Annotated in this window: 16 protein-coding genes; 9 read left to right on the forward strand and 7 right to left on the reverse strand. The window is 64.9% G+C overall.

Annotated features, from left to right (window positions below):
* Positions 1-37: 37 nt before the first annotated feature.
* Positions 38-1759, reverse strand: coding sequence for a pyrrolo-quinoline quinone (locus ACEN8U_RS08930; protein ID WP_310111927.1), 1722 nt, complete (start codon positions 1757-1759; stop codon positions 38-40).
* Positions 1760-2051: 292 nt separating this feature from the next.
* Between ACEN8U_RS08930 and ACEN8U_RS08935 the strand changes: the two genes are divergently transcribed.
* The 4 genes from ACEN8U_RS08935 to ACEN8U_RS08950 are packed head-to-tail and all read left to right on the forward strand — an operon-like array spanning position 2052 to position 6329.
* On the forward strand, positions 2052-3254 hold the full coding sequence (locus ACEN8U_RS08935; protein WP_374725954.1) for an efflux RND transporter periplasmic adaptor subunit: 1203 nt from the start codon (positions 2052-2054) through the stop codon (positions 3252-3254).
* Between the two features lies 1 nt (position 3255).
* The gene (locus ACEN8U_RS08940; RefSeq protein ID WP_310111932.1) at positions 3256-3978 is read left to right on the forward strand and encodes an ABC transporter ATP-binding protein; all 723 of its coding nucleotides are present in this window, start codon (positions 3256-3258) and stop codon (positions 3976-3978) included.
* Positions 3979-3999: 21 nt separating this feature from the next.
* Positions 4000-5154, forward strand: a complete 1155-nt coding sequence (locus ACEN8U_RS08945; RefSeq protein ID WP_310111935.1) for an ABC transporter permease — start codon at positions 4000-4002, stop codon at positions 5152-5154.
* Between the two features lie 8 nt (positions 5155-5162).
* The gene (locus tag ACEN8U_RS08950; protein WP_310111938.1) at positions 5163-6329 is read left to right on the forward strand and encodes an ABC transporter permease; all 1167 of its coding nucleotides are present in this window, start codon (positions 5163-5165) and stop codon (positions 6327-6329) included.
* Between the two features lie 25 nt (positions 6330-6354).
* Here ACEN8U_RS08950 and ACEN8U_RS08955 read toward each other — a convergent pair whose 3' ends face one another.
* The 3 genes from ACEN8U_RS08955 to ACEN8U_RS08965 form a co-directional block, all read right to left on the reverse strand.
* Entirely contained in the window at positions 6355-8010 is a 1656-nt protein-coding gene (locus ACEN8U_RS08955) for a tannase/feruloyl esterase family alpha/beta hydrolase (protein ID WP_310111941.1), read from the reverse strand.
* Between the two features lie 125 nt (positions 8011-8135).
* Positions 8136-9179, reverse strand: a complete 1044-nt coding sequence (locus tag ACEN8U_RS08960; RefSeq protein WP_310111944.1) for a hypothetical protein — start codon at positions 9177-9179, stop codon at positions 8136-8138.
* Positions 9176-10525 carry an MFS transporter gene (locus ACEN8U_RS08965; protein WP_310111946.1) on the reverse strand — a complete coding sequence of 450 codons (1350 nt, stop codon included), beginning with the start codon at positions 10523-10525 and terminating at the stop codon, positions 9176-9178. Before ACEN8U_RS08965 ends, ACEN8U_RS08960 begins: the two co-directional genes overlap by 4 nt.
* A gap of 111 nt (positions 10526-10636) precedes the next feature.
* Between ACEN8U_RS08965 and ACEN8U_RS08970 the strand changes: the two genes are divergently transcribed.
* Positions 10637-11545 (forward strand): LysR family transcriptional regulator, encoded by a 909-nt coding sequence (locus ACEN8U_RS08970; protein WP_310111949.1) that lies wholly within the window; start codon positions 10637-10639, stop codon positions 11543-11545.
* A gap of 33 nt (positions 11546-11578) precedes the next feature.
* Here the strand turns inward: ACEN8U_RS08970 and ACEN8U_RS08975 are convergent, their stop codons facing one another.
* Entirely contained in the window at positions 11579-12502 is a 924-nt protein-coding gene (locus ACEN8U_RS08975) for a LysR family transcriptional regulator (RefSeq protein ID WP_310111952.1), read from the reverse strand.
* Between the two features lie 119 nt (positions 12503-12621).
* On the opposite strand from ACEN8U_RS08975, the gene ACEN8U_RS08980 reads away from it, so the two are divergent.
* Genes ACEN8U_RS08980 through ACEN8U_RS08995 form a run of 4 tightly spaced genes read left to right on the forward strand, consistent with a single transcriptional unit; the run spans position 12622 to position 15316 of the window.
* Positions 12622-13506, forward strand: coding sequence for an intradiol ring-cleavage dioxygenase (locus ACEN8U_RS08980; RefSeq protein WP_310111955.1), 885 nt, complete (start codon positions 12622-12624; stop codon positions 13504-13506).
* On the forward strand, positions 13503-13826 hold the full coding sequence (locus ACEN8U_RS08985; protein WP_310111958.1) for a Dabb family protein: 324 nt from the start codon (positions 13503-13505) through the stop codon (positions 13824-13826). The genes ACEN8U_RS08980 and ACEN8U_RS08985 overlap by 4 nt, the downstream gene beginning before the upstream one ends.
* Positions 13813-14883 (forward strand): maleylacetate reductase, encoded by a 1071-nt coding sequence (locus ACEN8U_RS08990; RefSeq protein WP_310111961.1) that lies wholly within the window; start codon positions 13813-13815, stop codon positions 14881-14883. Before ACEN8U_RS08985 ends, ACEN8U_RS08990 begins: the two co-directional genes overlap by 14 nt.
* 34 nt (positions 14884-14917) lie before the next feature.
* The gene (locus ACEN8U_RS08995) at positions 14918-15316 is read left to right on the forward strand and encodes a DoxX family protein (protein ID WP_310111964.1); all 399 of its coding nucleotides are present in this window, start codon (positions 14918-14920) and stop codon (positions 15314-15316) included.
* Positions 15317-15485: 169 nt separating this feature from the next.
* On the opposite strand, the gene ACEN8U_RS09000 is transcribed toward ACEN8U_RS08995, so the two are convergent.
* Both ACEN8U_RS09000 and ACEN8U_RS09005 read right to left on the reverse strand, forming a co-directional pair.
* On the reverse strand, positions 15486-17759 hold the full coding sequence (locus tag ACEN8U_RS09000) for a molybdopterin cofactor-binding domain-containing protein (RefSeq protein ID WP_310111967.1): 2274 nt from the start codon (positions 17757-17759) through the stop codon (positions 15486-15488).
* Entirely contained in the window at positions 17756-18220 is a 465-nt protein-coding gene (locus ACEN8U_RS09005; protein WP_310111969.1) for a (2Fe-2S)-binding protein, read from the reverse strand. The genes ACEN8U_RS09000 and ACEN8U_RS09005 overlap by 4 nt, the downstream gene beginning before the upstream one ends.
* Positions 18221-18261 lie beyond the last annotated feature (41 nt).

Consider the following 18261-nt stretch of genomic DNA (forward strand, 5'->3'; position numbering starts at 1 on the left):
ACAGCATGGTGCACCCCGCCGGACAATGGCGGCGGCCTTACTTCAACAATCCGAACACCGCCACGCCGTTGGTCGTACCCACGTACACATGCCCGTGCGCGATCATCGGTGTAATGAACTTGTTTCCCGCGCCGAAGGTGTCCCTCGTACCGGACTGATTGCTGTTATAGAGTTCCTGCCCGAGATCGCTCGCGTTGAACGCGTGCAAAGCACCAACGGCACCGTTCTCGGCGGCCCATACGATCGCATTGGCGGCGCCGTTGGCTGAAATGCTCGGCGTCGTGCCCGGGTACGGAAACGTGCCGGCGCTGTGTGACGTGGGCGTCGTTGCCAGCAGCGCCGAGGTCTCCGGGAACGCCTTCAGATTGTCGCCGACGGAACCGAAATACACGACCTTGTTGTAGTACGCAGGCATGCCGAAAACGCCGCCTGACAGTTGTCCATCAATCTCCTGCCAGATCAGATTCGCGCTCGGGTTGAACTTGCCCATCGCATCGCGATTCACGACGTAGATCTTCGAATCCTTGCCGGCACCCACGGCAAGATGCCGGGCGGTGCCGTTCGCATCGACGAGATCCGGCAGGACCAACGCGCCTCCGGACCCGAGATCGGCGTCCGCCGACGACTGCGCGACCGTGTCGAAAGTCGCGAAATAGTCGGCCACGGCGAGCGTGGGTGACGTCGACAGTTTGAGGAACGCGTTTCCATAGTCGCCGCCCGCCGGAAAACCCTGCGCGGTCAGCGTTGTGTCGAACGTGCCGTTGGCGTCGAGCAGGTAGAGGAACGCACCATCGGACGCCATGCCCGCGCCGCTCATCCAGACCGACCCCTCGGTCCCGTTGGGCGTGAGATTCAACGCGCCGGTCTGCGAAAGCGTATCCGCGCTATAGGCCATCACCCAACCGCCGTACGTGCCCTGGTCGCAGTGCGACGTCCATGCGAGGTACACGTTGCCGTTCACGAGCGTCAGCGCCTCACGCTCCGCATATTGTTGCGGGTCGAACACCGTGACCCCGTTACTGCTGTTCGCGCCTGTGCCCGGATACGTCGCGGCAATCTCTGTCGGGCCGCCGAGCATCTCTGCCCCTGTACTGAGATCTAACGCATGCAGGCGCTGGTGAATGCCACCGCCCGCGTCCTTGCTCATGGCGACAGCGTACAAGATGCCCGCAGTGCCCCGTGTGCGGTCGATCACCGGCGTGGACGTGATGCCGATTTCCGGGGTGATTTGACCGCAATGACGATCGTCGCTCGTTGTCTCGCCTGAGCCCAGCAGCGAGCGGTGCCACAGTTGCACGTGGGTATCCGCGTCGAATGCATAAACGCTCGCGTGCTCGGTAACCACATAGACGACGTTGTGTGCGGCGCCGCTCACCGGCACGTTGCCGGCGTAAAGCGGCTGCGCGTCGACTTTGCCATCTGCCGCGAGAAAGGCGACCTTGCCAAATTCCGTCGGGTTGACGTTGGCGGGAGTCAGCGTTGTTTCCGCCAGGTACTGTCCGGTGCGCGCGGGATCGTTGTGATAAGTCAGGACATCGCCGACAGTGGACGGTGCGCCGGAGCCAGTTCCAGCCGGCGCCGTGGTGCCGCCCGTATTGCCATTACCGGAACTGCTGCCGGCGCCGCCGCTGGCATTGCTGCTCGATGAGGTGCCGCCCGAACCGCCGCTGCAGGCGGCACAGCCAAGAATGACAAGACTCGCCGATATGAGCTGGCGCCAGGTTATCGCGTTCTGGTCCAGGTACTGGGTGCTTTTCATACACGTCTCCCCGGGCAGTCGAGAGAACTGCCAGTGCCAATGAGCCGTCAACGTCCTCGTCCAGTCTACGCTCCTCTTGTGCCAGCACGGCGGTAGAGCATCAATGGATCAACCCCGGAAACACGCCGTCTGCGCGGGCGCAGGCGGCCGGTCCGCTCGAGGCCGGCGGCGGCCAGGCGCGGCGCTATACTGTGGCCCGTCTACAGGACAACCCGCTGGCGTCGCGAGATCGTGATCCTTTTTTGCGCGGCGTCCGCAAACCCCAAACGCCGACGGGCGGAGACATAATAAATTGGCTGATCATGATCTGAAGAGGCTGAAAATCGACCGGCCGGCCATGGCTGCAAGACGTGGGCGAAACTGGGTCGCTTACGGGATCGTCGCGCTGCTTATCGTCGGCGTGGCGGCTGCGGCCCTCAAGCTGGCCGGTCCGCAAGCCGTCGAAACCACCACTGTGGTGTCCGCTTACCCGTCTCAAACCTATACGCTGCTAAACGCGACCGGCTACGTCGTGCCGCAGCGCAAGGCCGCGGTGGCGTCGAAAGCGCAAGGACGCCTCGAGTGGCTCGGCGTGCTGGAGGGCACGCACGTGAAGAAAGACGAAGTGATTGCCCGACTCGAAAGCGCCGACGTGAAGGCCCAGCTCGCGCAGGCGAAGGCGCAAATCAAGGTGGCGCAGGCCAATCTCGCGCTGCAAAGGGCCGAATTGAAGAACGCGCAAATCAGCCTGCGCCGCTCCGCCATACTCGCGCCGAGCGGCGCCGTGCCCGCCGCCCAGTACGACGCCGATCTCGCCCGCTACGACAAAGCGCGGGCGTCCATCGACAACAGCCGGGCGGCTATCGTGTCGGCAGAGGCCAATGCGCAGGCGGCTCAGGTGGCCGTCGATCAAACCGTGATTCGCGCGCCGTTCGACGGCGTGGTGATCGAGAAGCATGCGAACGTCGGCGACAACATCACGCCGTTCTCGCAGGCATCCGACAGCAAGGGCGCCGTCGTGACGATTGCCGACATGGAAACGCTCGAAGTCGAAGCCGATGTTGCGGAATCGAACATCGGCAAGATCACCGTGGACGAGCCTTGCGAATTGCAGCTCGACGCGCTGCCCGAGCTCAGACTGGCCGGCCGCGTGTCGCGCATTGTGCCGACCGTGGACCGTTCGAAAGCCACCGTGCTCGTCAAGGTGCGCTTTGTCGATCGCGATAATCGCGTGCTGCCCGACATGAGCGCGAAGATTGCGTTTCTGACGAAACCCGTTTCGCCTAAAGACAGGCAGCCGGTGGTCGCGGTGCAACCGGCGGCGATCGCCGAGCGCGACGGCCGCAAGGTCGCCTTCCTGATCAAGGACGATACCGTGCGCGAAGTGCCCGTCACAGCCGGCGTGGCGCTCGGCGACCTGGTGGCCGTCAGCGGCGTGCGTCCCGGCGATGTGCTCGTACGCGCGCCGAACGAGCACATCAAGGACGGCATCAAAGTCACCGTGGTGAAGAAATAGTGTGAACACCGTGGACAATGTGAAGCGCGTGAGCGATACCGCGCCGCTCGTCGAAATCCGGCACCTCGTCAAATCTTACCGGCGCGGCGCTCAGACGGTGCCCGTTCTTTCCGACATCACGCTTTCGATCAGCGAAGGCGACTTCATCGCGCTGATGGGGCCGTCGGGGTCCGGCAAGAGCACGCTGCTCAATCTGATCGCGGGCATCGACCGGCCGGACGGCGGGCAACTGCGCGTCGGCGGACTCGACATCACGCGGCTGCCGGAGTCGGCGCTCGCGCAATGGCGCGCGGCCCACGTCGGCTTTATCTTCCAGTTCTACAACCTGATGCCCGTGCTGAGCGCATTCGAGAACATCGAATTGCCGTTGATTCTCACGCGCCTGTCGCGCAAGGAGCGGCGCGAGCGCGTGAGCCTCGTGCTCGACATGGTCAATCTGTCGGATCGGGCACAACATTACCCGTCCGAGCTTTCCGGCGGACAGCAGCAACGCGTCGCAATCGCTCGCGCGCTGATCAGCGACCCGACGCTGATCGTCGCCGACGAACCGACGGGCGACCTCGACCGCACGTCCGCCGAGGAGGTGCTGGCCATGATGCAGCGGCTTAACCGCGAACTCGGCAAGACCATCGTCATGGTGACCCACGACGCGCATGCGGCGCGGGCGGCAAACGCCATTGTGCATCTGGAAAAGGGGGAACTGATCGATGGAACCGCTCGCTGAGGCACGCCAGGGCCGATCCGTATGTACCTGCTCAAGCTGATCACCCGGAACGCGCTGCGGCACAAACTGCGCACGCTGCTGACTGTGTTCGGACTCCTGATCGCAGTACTCGCGTACGGCCTGCTGCATACCGTGGTCGACGCATGGTACGCGGGCGCCGCTGCCGCATCGAACGCGCGGCTCGTCACGCGCAATGCGATCTCACTCGTCTTTCCGCTGCCCTTGAGCTATGAGAACCGCATACGCGGCGTGGAAGGCGTGACGATCGTCGCACGCTCCAACTGGTTCGGCGGCGTGTATCGCGAGCCGAAGAACTTTTTCGCGCAGTTTGCGGTGTCGGACAATTACCTCGACCTGTACCCGGAATTCATCTTGCCCGCGCAGCAGCGCAACGACTACGAGCGCGACCGCAAGGGCTGTCTGATCGGCAGGCAGCTCGCGAGCCAGTTCGGCTTCAAGATCGGCGACGTCATTCCGATCAAGGGCACGATCTATCCGGGCACGTGGGAGTTCGTCGTGCGCGGCTTTCTCGACGGTCGCGACGAATCGACCATTACGCGCCAACTGATTTTCCATTGGGATTACCTGAACGAAACACTACGCAAGACGCCCGGCCGCAAAGCGGATCAGGTCGGGGTCTATGTGCTGGGCATCGCGAGCCCGGACGAAGCCGCCGCGATCTCGCGCAACGTCGACAACGTATTCAGGAACTCGCTCGCCGAGACGCTCACCGAAACCGAGCAGGCGTTCCAGCTCGGCTTCGTGGCGATGTCGAATCAGATCATCGCGGCGATCCAGCTGGTGTCGTATGTGGTCATCGTCATCATCATGGCGGTGATGGCCAATGCAATGGCCATGAGCGCACGCGAGCGCACCGTTGAATACGCGACGCTCAAGGCACTCGGTTTCGGCCCGGCATTTCTCGCGCTGCTGATGTTCGGCGAGTCGTTGACCATCTGCGTGGTGGGCGGCGGTCTCGGCATACTCGCCACGCCGCCCGCGGCCAGCTTCTTCAAGCAGGCGACAGGCGGCGTGTTCCCCGTGTTCCATGTGTCGCGTGAAACGATGCTGTTGCAGGCGGCATGCGCACTCGTCGTCGGGCTCGCGGCCGCGATCATTCCGGCGCTACAGGCAGCGCGCGTGAAGATCGTCGAAGGCCTGCGGGCTATCGGCTAGGGGCTGACATGGCGATCCCGCTCTCCTACATCGCGCGTAACCTGTGGACGCGCCGGCTGACCACCGCGCTCACGGCCGGCGGCCTCGCGCTCGTCGTGTTCGTGTTCGCGACCGTGCTGATGCTCGATGCGGGCCTCAAGAAAACGCTCGTGTCCACCGGGGAAGAGGACAACGTCGTGGTGATCCGCAAGGGTGCGGAAACGGAGGTGCAAAGTGCGATTGATCGCAACCAGGCGAACGTGATCGAAATGCACCCGGACGTGGCGATCGGCGACGACGGGCGGCGCATGACGTCAAAGGAATCCGTCGTGCTGATCTCGCTCACGAAGCGCTCCTCGGGCAAGCCGTCGAATGTGGTGATTCGCGGGGTCTCGCCCGCGGGCATGAGCTTGCGGCCGCAAGTCAGGCTCGCGTCGGGGCGGATGTTCAATCCAGGGGCGTCCGAAATTGTCGTCGGCAGCAGTATCGCCAAGGGCTTCAGCGGCACGCAGCCAGGCGAGCACTTGCGCTTCGCGCAGCGCGACTGGACCGTGGTCGGCACTTTCGATGCGGGCGGCAGCGGCTTCGATTCGGAAATCTGGGGCGATGTCGACCAGTTGATGCAGTCGTTTCGCCGCACGAGTTATTCATCGATGGTGGTGCGGCTCGCGCAATCGGACCAGTTCAACGGCTTCAGGTCCGACCTCGACGTCGATCCGCGCCTCGCTGACGAAGCCAAGCGCGAACAGACGTTCTATAGCGACCAGTCGAAGGCGCTCTCGACGTTCATCAACATTCTCGGCTTCACGCTGTCGATCATCTTTTCGATCGCGGCGATGATCGGCGCGATGATCACGATGTACGCGTCCGTGGCCAACCGGGTCGCGGAGATCGGCACGTTGCGTGCGCTCGGTTTCAGCCGCGCCAATGTGCTCGCTGCGTTTCTCGTCGAAGCGATGCTGCTCGGGTTCGTCGGCGGACTGGCGGGGCTGGGCTGCGCGGCGTTCATGCAGTTCGCGTCGTTTTCGACCACCAACTTCCAGACCTTCGCGGACCTGTCCTTCCGCTTTATCCTCACGCCGGCTATCGGCGCAAAGGCGCTCGCATTTTCGATGATGATGGGTCTCGTCGGCGGCTTTCTGCCTGCAATGCGCGCGGCCCGCATGAATATCGTCGATGCGTTGCGCGCGCACTGAAGCACGGCATGAGGGAGTTGCGGCACTAGGAGCCGGCACACTGAAAGCTCGCGGCCGCGTTGACATCTCCGCCGATGTGCTTCGGCCATAGCGGATAACGGCACAGCGGACGCGTTCTGCCGAGCGTTGCGGCATTCAGATCGCTCATCCGCAGGGTCTCGGGCGCCTTGCCGGTCTCCACCCATTGATCCAGCGCCGAAAGCGAATCGACGGCCGGATGAAACGGGCCCGTGCCATGGCCGACGCCTGGCATCAGATAGAAGCGCACAAATCCGTCCACCGTGCTCTGTCCGAAGCGCCCCACGAGGCCGTTGTAGTAGTCCGTGCTCGAATCCGTGCTGACGATCTCGTCTGCAAGCCCGTGCGTCATGATGAGCTTGCCGCCTTTCGCGATATAGGCGCTCAGGTCCGTGTTCGTCGCGTCGGTGAGCGCGGACACAGCTTGCAGCCGCGACTGATACGCCCCGGGATTCAGCGGGTCGAAGGTCAACGAATCAAAGGCCGGCACGCGCGTGACAAAGTACTTCACCCATTGATCACCCGTCACCCATTGGTTCGCGTCCTTCTTGCCCGCCGGATTGGCAGGCACGGCAGACTGGCCGAGATCGCGGGTCGTATCAGGCCCTGCAAAAACAGAACCGGCCAGAATGTTGTAGCCGGCGTAACGCGTCACGCCGTTCGCAAGCGGATACGGCAATTGCAGCGGCGCCGCAATAGTCTGCACCGTGGCGATCTGCGCGTCCGACAGGCAGGTATCGCCGGAGTCCGCGCCGCTCGCGCAACGCACCGAGGCAAGCACTGCGGCCGATTGCGCCTTGCACGCAGCCACGTTTGAGATCACCCCGTCTGCGACCCCGTCGAGCGGATCGCACGCGGTCATGACCGCGTTTTGCAGCAACACCGTTTTCGCCACGTCCAGCCACCCGGCACCGCCATTCAGATACAGCGCCCGGCCCAGCACGACATTGCTCAGACGTAGCCCCGTATAGTTGAGCGCGGGACGGTTCACCACAATGCCGTCGTAGTCCTGCGGCCAGCGCTGTGCTTCGCTGAGACCATCGCGTCCGCCCGTCGAACTGCCGAAGAAATAGACCTTGTCGGGCGGACTCCCATAGCGCATTTTGATGAGCGCCATGGCGACATCGTGCGTCTTCTTGAGGCTCAACCCGCCGTAGTTGGCAAGCGACTCGTCGTTCGCGGCGAATTTGCCATCCGTAATGCTCGAGCTTTGATGCCCCGAGTCGTCGCCGAAGCTCGCATAGCCTTGTGCGAGCGGCGTGGGCGTGCCGGTCGGCGCCATGTCGAGCGGCTCGACACCGGTGATCAGCGTGCCGTCGAAACCGCCGCCGCCATAATGCAGCGCCTTGTGATTCCATTGAGTCGCCAGGTTGACCTGGAACTTGATGGATGGCGCAGCGGGGTCGACCGGTGCGATGGCGCCGTTCACCTGGCAGTATTCGCCGCTCGCTTCGACAAGCGTCGCGCTCGTAATGGTGGCGCCGCTGGTCGGTTCGGCAATCGAAGACGCTGGGATCGACAGCCCGCGCAACGCTGCGCACTGGGCAGCCGCCGTGGGCGCGGGCGTCGAGACGGCTGGACTGTCGCTGTGCGGCCCATTGCCGCCGCATCCGCTGGTGCATAAGGTGAAGGCGAGCGCCCACCCGAGCGATCTTCTGATCATCGTCGTCTCCCGAATACCGTTGGCTGTTGTGTTGCTGTTGTGTTGCTGTTGTGTTGCTGTTGTGTTGCTGCTGTGTTGCTGCTGTGTTGCTGCTGTGTTGCTGCTGTTTGCAAGCGGCCGTGCTGCTATTCGAGCGCGCGGCCCTCGTGCACGACGCCGGTATCGACCAGCCGCGCGGCCGTGCCGAACAACGCCTCGACACCTGGCTGCGACACGAACATCGCGTCACCGCTGTGCGCCGCGCCCGCTACTTCGTAGAGTTGATGACGCAGTTGCGGATGCCGCCTACGCAAATAGGCGTAATAGGCGCGGCCTCTTGCGAGTCGATGCGGGCCCTGCAGCATCGCCTCGCATGAGCGGTCGAGAGCCGGATGCGCGGGATCGTTGTCGTGCGTGCCGAGCAGATAGGTCACATCGCGATCCACATAACGGTGTTCGAGCCGTTGCGCATCGAGAACCTCTGCATAGCGCGGCAGCCCTTGCGTGCCGTACTTCCATGCGTTGAAGCCGGCGCAGGCAGCGCGAGCGTCTGCGCTCGATCCATTTGCACAGTACGGTCGCCACGCGTCGAAGTACACATACGACGACGGATTCGCAATGACATAACGCACGTTCACACCGGCCGCCCTGCAACGCACGGCGACGTCGCTCAGTATTGCGTGCCGATGCGCGACCTGCGCGCCGCCGGAATGCCCCGCAATGACGATCTCCCGCACGTTCGGGTAACCGCCGTCGCGCACGAAATGTTCGATCAGTGCATCCAGTACGTCGAACGAGCTAAGCGGCAACGGACCCAGGGCATCGAGGCCACCCATCCAGGAGGTCCACTCCCAGTGCAGATAGCCGCCCGGCAACGCATGGTGCTCGACGTCGGCCGTCGCGAGAAACTGCGGTACGGCGAGGATCACGCTGTCCGCATCCACACTCGACGACGCCAGCGCACGCTCCGTGGATCGAAGATAGGCATCGGCATCGCGGAGTCTGCCGTGCAGCATCACCACCACTTGCGTCGCTTCGGCAGGCCGCGCGCTGCCGCCCCTGAAAAGCGGCACGGCCGCCTCGCCGCCCGCCTTGCTTACGACCAACCGTTCCCCGGCGACCACCTGCACGGGCACTTCGTTGCGCGGCCGTGCGTCGCTATCCGTCACGAGATTCATTGCGGCGCTCATTGACCGTCGGCCAGCCAGAGATCGGGCTTGCGGTAGAGGCGCCGCCCCGAGGCCGTCAGTCCAACCAGCAGCAGCGAAACCACGCCTGCACAGATCAGATACCACGCCGGGACCAACCGCGAGCCGGTGACGTCGATCAGCGTCGAAACCGTGAGCGGTGCAAGACCGCCGAACAGCGTCACCGCCACGTTGTACGACAGCGCAACGCCCGTCGAGCGCGTCGCGGTGGGAAAGAGTTGGGTGAGCATGCCGGGATGCGCGCCGGACATCAGGCTCAGCACGACAGTCGCGACCATCTGCGCAGCAAACACACGTTCCGCGGACGGTGCCGCGAGCACCCAGGCAAAGAGTGGGTAAGCGGCACCTATCCACCCTATCGTGACGGGAAAAAACAGTCGATATGCGCCGAAACGGTCGGCGAGGCGTCCCGCCAGCGGATAGCCGACAATACCGATCAGGCCGGATATGGCTGTGCCGAACAGCGCATTTTTCAGCGGCAAATGCAGCTGGTGCTCGACATAAAGCGGCATGTACGAATGCCACAGGTAGTTCGTTGCGGCCCCAACGATGATGACGCCCATCGCGCAGAGCGCCGCATCGCCGCGTTCACGGACGAAGGTGCGAAGCGACTGGCGCGGTGCATGGCCGAGCCGCTCGCGCAACTGAAGAAACTCGGGCGATTCGCCGACTTTGTGCCGGATGTAGAAACCCACCGGGCCGACGAGCGCGCCGAGCAGGAACGGCACGCGCCAGCCCCACGACACGAGCGATTCGTGCGTGAGCCGCGTGGTAAGGACAAACGAGCAGAGCGACGAGAGCAGGAGCGCGACGGCCTGCGAGGTCATCTGAAAACTGCCGAAGAACATCTTGCGCCGAGGCGGCGCATACTCCGTCAGCATCGCCGCGGCGGTCGCAAATTCTCCGCCCACCGAGAGCCCTTGCAGAATGCGCCCGACAATCACGATGAGCGGCGCCGCAACCCCGATCGTGGCATAGCCGGGTGTCAGGCCCATCATCAGCGTGCTCAGCGCCATCAAAAGAATCAGCAGCGACAGGGTCTTGCGCCGCCCGTAACGGTCCGCGCACGCGCCGATCACCACGCCGCCGAGCGGCCGCACGAGAAAGCCGATGGCAAAGGTGGCGAGCGTCAGCGTGATCGACACGAAGCTGTTGCCCACGGGAAAGAACACCTGCGCGATGACCTTGGCGAAATACCCGTAGATCAGAAAGTCGAACCACTCGAGGCCATTGCCGATCACTGAAGCAAGCACCGCGCGGCGCATCTGTGATCGGCTTAGCGCCGGCGCGCCGACCGCGGGTGTGACGGCTTGCAGAACGGTTTGCATGTGTCTCCTTGTTTTCGGCTGCCTGCGAACAGAGAGTACGTGCGGGAACTCACCAATGTAAAATACATGTGAGGCGCGGTTGCCATATCCAGCACATATAGCAGGCTACCCATGGAACTGAGACATTTGCGCTACTTCCTGGCAGTCGCCGAAGAAGGCCAGTTCACCCGCGCCGCCAGCCGGCTGCACATTCAGCAACCGCCGCTCTCGCAGCAGATTCAGGAGCTCGAACAGGAACTCGGCTTCGCGCTGTTCGTGCGGCAACCGCGCGGCGTCGTATTGACCGCGCCGGGTGAAACGTTCGCGGCGCGCGCCCGCTCAGTGCTGTTCGAACTGGACAATGCGGTCATTCAGGCGCGCCGCGTGGCGCAAGGGCACATCGGCACCGTGCGCGTGGCGCTCACGAGTTCCGCTGCATTTCATCCTCTCACGCCGACCGCGATCCGCAATTTCCGCGAGTTATACCCGGAGGTGGCGATCGAGATGACGGAGGTCAACGCCGCCGACATCATCGAAATGATGGTGGAGGACCGTGCTGACGCGGCGATCCTGCGAAAACCCGTTCATGCGCCCGAGGGTCTGCGGTTCGAGTTACTCGCGGAAGAAAGGATGTTGCTGGTACTGCCCGTCGGACATCGGCTTATCAGCAGCCGCGCAGTCGCGCTCGAAAAACTTGCCGACGAGTCGTTCATCTTCGTGCGCCGGCCCGGCGCGCCCGGCATGTATGCGGACTTTATTCGCGCCTGCCGGTCAAAGGGGTTCGAGCCGCATGTGGTGGAGGAAGTGCCGCGCATGGTCACGGCCATCAATCTCGTGGCAGCGGGCGGCGGCATCTCGCTCGTTCCCGCGTCGATGCATCGCTACCACCAGGAAAGCGTGCGCTACTGCCGCGTGGCGGGCGACCGTGCCTTTCACGCACCGCTGCACCTCGTCACCCGCCATGACCTGGAGAACCCGGCGGCTTCGCACTTTCGCCAGACCTTGCTCGCTTTCGTGCACCAACATCCGAGCCGCGAGTGACGAAGCGTCATCCGCCACGCGAGAACGTGGCCCTTAGCCGCCGCGCACGTTCCATGAAGTCTGCAGGTCGGAGGACTTCATATGTTCGCGCAGCGCCTCGGCGAATACGCGTATCTTGGCCGGCTGATGCCGCCGGCTCTGATACGCGAGGTTGATGATGAGCGGCGGCAACTGCCAGTCCTCGAGCACCGGCACGAGCCGCCCTGCCACGATGTCGTCGCGGACGATATAAAGCGGCTGGATCAGAATACCCATGCCTGCGCGAGCCGCCGCGCAAATCACCTGCCCTTCGTTCGATTCGAGCACCGGCGCGATGCGTACCTCGCGCACTTCGTCACCCTTGCGCAGGTGCAGCAGATACGGATCGGCCGCGAGTGCGTAGACGAGAAGATCGTGCGACGCCAGCGCTTCGGGCGTGTCGGGCCAACCGCGACGCGCCAGATACGCAGGCGACGCCGCGAACACGCGGCGCGTCTGCGCAAGCTTCTGCACCATGATTCCCGAATCGCTTTCGTGCTCGCGCGTGCGCACCGCGACGTCGATGCCCGCCTCGATAAAGTTCGGATAGCGGTTGGCCGCTTCGATATGCACGCGCAATTCCGGATTGCGCTCGCGAAACCGCGGCAGCCACGGCGCGATATGCAGCAATGCAAACGACACCGAGCACGTAACCCGCAACACGCCGCGTGGCCGGGCGCTCAGTTCGCCAGCGGCGGCATCGGCCTCGGCTGCCTCGGCAATCAGCGCGCTGCACCGGCGGTGATACTCGCGGCCGGCATCCGTGAGCCACAGCCGCCGCGTGGTGCGCTCCACGAGCCGCACGCCGAGCCGGTCTTCGAGCGCGCTCAGCATGCGGCTCGCCGCCGCGTTGGAAAGGCCGAGGCGCTCGGCCGCGCGCGTGAGGCTGCCGAGGTCGGCCGTCAACACGAAGAATTCCATTTGTGTAAAGCGATCCATGATTGACCCTCGAATTCGACCGCCGTTTCTTCCACCAGGCGGAAGAATGTTTTCCGCGACGATCATATTTTTCCACGCGCGGCACGATTACAGTACCGGGACATTTGCGGAGGAGACCGATGCGCAACATCAACGAAGACACCATCACCCAGGCCGTGCTTGCGTCCATGTCGCACTGCAGCGACGAGCGCCTGCGCACCGTCATGACGAGCCTCGTGCAGCACCTGCATGCATTCGCGCGCGACGTGAAGCTCACCGAGGACGAGTGGTTCCGCGCAGTCCGTTTCCTCACCGAGGTCGGTCATATCACCGACGATCGCCGGCAGGAATTCGTGCTGCTGTCCGACACGCTGGGGCTGTCCATGCTCGTGACGACCCAGAATCACCGCAAGCCGGCTGCGTGCACCGAAGCCACCGTCCTCGGCCCGTTCTTCGTGCCCGACGCTCCCGAATACGCGCTCGGCGACGACATTGCGAACGGCGCGGCCGGCGCGCCCTGCTTCGTCAGCGGCTGCGTGGTCGGCATGAACGGCGAGGCGGTGGGCGGCGCGCAACTCGACGTGTGGCAGTCCGATGAAGACGGCTTTTACGACGTCCAGCACGAGGCAGACACGGAAGGCCGCATCGAGCCCCAGGCGCGCGGCCGTCTGCACACTGCAGCCGACGGCACGTTCCATTTCCGCTCGATCCTCGCCGAGGCCTATCCGATCCCGCACGACGGCCCCGTGGGCAGAATGCTCGAGGCGCTCGGGCGGCATCCGTGGCGGCCCGCGCATCTGCACTTCTGGATCCAGGCCGACGGCTACGAACCGCTGATCACCCATGTGTTCCGCAACGGCGATCGCTACCTCGACTCCGACGCGGTGTTCGGCGTGCGCTCGTCGCTGGTCGTCGACTGGGACCGGCACGAAGCCGGTGTGGCGCCCGACGGCACGCGCATGGACGAACCGTTCTATACGCTCGCGTACCGCTTCGTGCTGAACCCGCGCGGAGACGCCGCATGATCCGCCACGTCGTGATGTGGAAGCTGCGCGGCGACTCGCCCGCCGAGCGCGACGCCGCACGCCGGCTCGTCAAGACGTCGGTAGAAGCCATGCGCGGCGAGATTCCCGGCATGCTGTCCATCGAGCTCGGCCTCGATACGAGCGGCGTCGAGTACGCGTGCGATGCGGTGCTCGTGGCCGATTTCGCATCGCAGAGCGCGCTGGAGGGCTACGCGACGCACCCCGCGCATCTGCGCATGAAGGCGGCGCTCGGCGACATTCGCGTCGCACGTTACCAGGTCGACTACGCAATCGAGGACTCCCGTCATGTACACCAGTGAATTCGTCTACACGGGCCGCGCCGCGCGTGTCGTATTCGGCGCGGGCAAGCGCGCGGCCATCGGCGACGAAGTGCGTTTGCTCGGCGCCGGGCGGGCGCTCGTCATCTGCGGCGCGGAGCAGCGCGCGCTGGGCGAATCGCTCGCCACCGCGCTCGGGGACACGAGCGCGGGTCTCTTCGATCGCGCCGCGATGCACGTGCCCGCCGCGCTCGCCCGCGAGGCGCAGGAGCTTGCCGCGCAACTGCGCGCCGATTGCCTGATTGCGGCGGGCGGCGGCTCCGCAATCGGCCTTGCGAAAGCCATTGCGCTGACGAGCGGGCTGCCGGTAATCGCAGTGCCGACCACTTACGCGGGCAGCGAAATGACGCCCATTTACGGACTCACTGAAGACGGCGTCAAGCGCACTGGCACCGACATGCGCGTGCTGCCCAGAACCGTTATCTACGACCCCGAGCTGACACTGACGCTGCCTGCTGCCCTGTCCGTCACGAGCGGCATCAACGCCATCGCGCATGCCGCCGAAGGGCTGTATGCACGCGACGCGAATCCGGTGACGAGCCTCTTCGCGCACGAAGGCATCGCCGCGCTTGCCCGCGGTCTGCCGACGATCGCACGTGAGCCCTCGAACCCCGAGGCGCGCGGCGCTGCGTTGTACGGCGCATGGCTGTGCGGGGCGGTGCTGGGCTCGGTCGGCATGGCGCTGCATCACAAGCTCTGCCATACGCTCGGCGGCAGTTTTGATCTGCCGCATGCGCCCACGCACACCGTCATGCTCGCACACGCACTGGCATACAACGCGAGCGCCGCGCCGCATGCGATGACGCGTATCGCCGACGCGCTCAGCTGCGACGACGCGCCCGCCGGCATCCACGCGCTCGCGCGCGAACTCGGCGCGCCGGTGTCGCTTGCTGCGCTCGGCATGCGCGAAGCCGATCTCGACCGTGCGGCCGATCTCGCTTGCCAGAACGCGTACTGGAATCCGCGCGCGATCGAACGTGCGCCCATTCGCGCGCTGCTGCAACGTGCGTTCGACGGTGCGCCGCCCGCGCTTTCCTGACACTTTACTTCTCATCAATAAGGATACCTACACGATGACTCCACTTGCTGCGCAACCCGCCAGACTGCGCATTGCCTGCACGCTGATGGCGGCGCTGTTCCTGATTTCCGGCATCCGCAAGCTGCTCACCTGGCCGGCAACGGTCGGCTATTTCGCGAAACTGGGCCTGCCGATGGCCGAAGCGATTGTGCCGGCCGTGATATTGCTCGAAATCGGCGGGTCGCTGGCGCTCATCGTCGGCTGGCGCTTGCGCGAGATCGCGGCGATCCTCGCGATTTATACGTTGATGACCGCGTTCGTCGCGCATCGTTTCTGGGACGCCGATCCCACGCAGTTCAATCCGCAACTGAACAACTTCTTCAAGAACATTGCAATGGTCGGCGGTTTTCTGCTGCTGATCGAGCCGCGCTCGCGCAAGCAGGCGCGCGAGTGATCGAACCCATGCGCGCGTGCCGCCTCGTGTCGCGCTCGATCTGATGGATTGCCGAGCCCGCTGCCGGTTGATCCGGCAGCGGGCTCTTCGCTTTTAAACCCGGCGAATCACGATCAAACGCACCGTGGCCATCGGCGATGAGCCGCGCCTTCGTGCGAGGCTGTCGCATTCAGGCCGCAATGAACGCCGCCTTGACGCGCTGCGGCGTCATCGGCAGATCGCGCACGCGGCCGCCTGTCGCCGCCGCGACCGCATTGGCGAGCGCCGCGGCGGCCGGGCCCACCGAGAACTCGCCCGCACCTAGCGAGGGCATCTCCGGCCTGTCGATCAACACAATGTCGACGGGCGGCACGTCCTCGAACGTAAAGATCGGATAGTCGGCCCAGCCGCGTGTCGTGATCTCACGCCGGTCGAAACTCACGCGCTCCTTGAGCGACCAGCTGAGCGCCTGAAGCGCACCACCCTCAATCTGGTTTTTCGCGCCGTCGGGGTTGATCACGCGACCGAGGTCCGCCGCAATCGTGACACGCGTGATCTTCACCGTGCCGCTCTCGCGCTCCACGTCCACGTCAACGACTACCGCCGCATAGGCCTGAACGCTTTTGTAGCGCGAATACGCGAGACCCCTTCCACGCCCCGGCGGCAACTTTTCGTCCGCGCGCCAGTTCGCCTTTGCAAGCGCCGCATCGAGCACGGCGAGCGCCCGCGGATCGCTCAGATGCGCTCGGCGGAACGCGGCCGGGTCGGCGTTCGCGGCCTTTGCAAGTTCGTCCATGAACGATTCGATCGCGAAGATGTTGCCGAACGCGCCGAGCGTGCGCAGCGAACTCGTGCGGATAGGCGAATCGAGCAGCAGATGGTTGACCACGTGCTGCCGCGGCAATGCATAGACCGACACCGCGTTGCGATCGCCGTTACCGTACGGTTGCGGAATGCGCAGGAACGGCGACGGCGTGAACGGCTTTCGCAGATGCCATGCCGCGAGCAGATTGATGCCGCCGGGCTGCCCCGGACGCGCCGCGTGCGTGTTGCTCCAGACGTCGTACTGCCAGTCGGCGATGCGGCCCTCGGGCGTCAGCGCGGCCCGGACGCGCATGGACATGGCCGGGCTGATCGGCGCCCACGCGAATTCGTCGTCGCGCATCCACTGCAGCTTGACGGGCCGGCCCGCAACCGCACGGGCGAGCAACGCCGCGTCCAGTGCCACGTCGTCTGCGCCGTTGTGGCCATAGCAACCTGAACCGGGCACATGTACCACATCGACAGCGTCGACAGCCATGCCGAGCACCGCCGCAAGATCGCCGCGCAGCGGGTACGCGCCCTGCGTATGCGACCACACGGTCATGTGCGCGCCGTTGAGCCAGGCGAGCGCACACGAAGGGCCGATCGACGCCTGCGACAGATAAGGCCGCGAATAATCCGCCTCTATCCAGCGAACATCCGGGGGCACGGGCACGTCCTGACCGGTTGCCGCTGCAACGGTGTCTTCGCTGCGCCAGCTGCGCAACGCGGCCGGCAATGCGTCGACATCGGGAAGATCGGCGTGCGCGTCGCTCCAGCGGGCGGCGTTCGCGAGCACCGCTCGCGCGGCAATGGCCTGCTCTTCCCGCTCGGCGGCGAGCGCGAGAAAATCGCCGTCGCGGACCACTGCGACGACGCCCGGCATGGACCGCGCGCGCTCGAGATCGACATCGATCAGATTCGCTCCCGCGCGAGGCGGCCGCACCACGCGGCCGAACAGCATGCCGGGCAAGCGCATGTCCTGCACGAACGCCGCCCCGCCTGTGAACTTTGCCGGCAGATCGATGCGCGCAATGGAATGGCCGATCAACCGGTAGTCGGCGGGACGCTTGACGGGCGCATCGGCTGTCACGGCGCGCGCGAGCAGCGATCTTTCGCCGCGCACGAGATCGCCGTAGCGTACGGTGCGGCCATCGGGCGCGTAGATCACCCCGGCGCGCACGGTGAGCCCCTCCGCGGGAACGCCCAGTTGCCGCGCGGCAGTGCCGACGAGCACCGCGCGCGCCTGCGCGCTCGCTGCCTGCAACGCGGCGCCGCTTTGTTCGACAGACTGACTGCCGTAGGTGTAGCCCTCGTTCGGGCCTCGCGACGTGTCGGCGGAAACGATCGATACGCTCGACAAGTCGACGTCCATATGTTCTGCGGCGATTTGCGTCAGCGCGGTCAGAATGCCCTGTCCGAGTTCGGCCTTGCCCGTGAAGACGGTCACGTGCCCTCGTTCGTCTACGCGAATCCAGCCGTCGAGCCGCGGGTTCTCGCGAAAGCTGACCGGCTGGGGCACCTTCTGCACGCTCGGCAGAGGCGTTTGCGCACGCGAAGCAAACGGCGCGAGCGAGAACAGCGCCACCAACGCGCCCGCCTGCTGACCGAAGCGGCGGCGCGACGCCGAAAAGCCCGGGAATCGCATTGCCTTGGTTTTCATGAACGCATCGCCTCCGCGGCACGCAGCACGGCGCGCACGATCCGGTTGTGTGCGCCGCAACGACACTTCTGGCCCGCCAGCGCGCTGCGCACGGCCGCCTCGTCTGCGTGCGGGTTCGCGTCGAGCAACGCCTTCGCAGCCATCAGCATGCCGCTCGAACAGTAGCCGCACTGCGCCGCCTGCTCGTCGATAAAGGCCTGCTGCAACGGGTGCACATGCTCGGGCGAGCCGAGCCCTTCGACGGTCGTGACCGGCTGGCCGTGTAACGCGCCGACTGGAAATACGCATGAGCGGACCGGCGTCTTGCCGAGCATCACCGTGCACGCGCCGCATTGCGCCTGTCCGCAGCCGAACTTTGCGCCGTTCAGCGCGAGGTCGTTGCGCAGCACATAAAGCAGCGGCGTGTCAGGCGACGCGGGCACGCTGTGCCGTTGCCGGTTGACCAGCAGCGAAATCGTCATCGGAATACTCCAGGGGAAGGAAAGAAACACGACGGCGAGAC

It is taken from the genome of Paraburkholderia phenoliruptrix (genome assembly GCF_047325075.1).
Classification (GTDB): Bacteria; Pseudomonadota; Gammaproteobacteria; order Burkholderiales; family Burkholderiaceae; genus Paraburkholderia; species Paraburkholderia phenoliruptrix.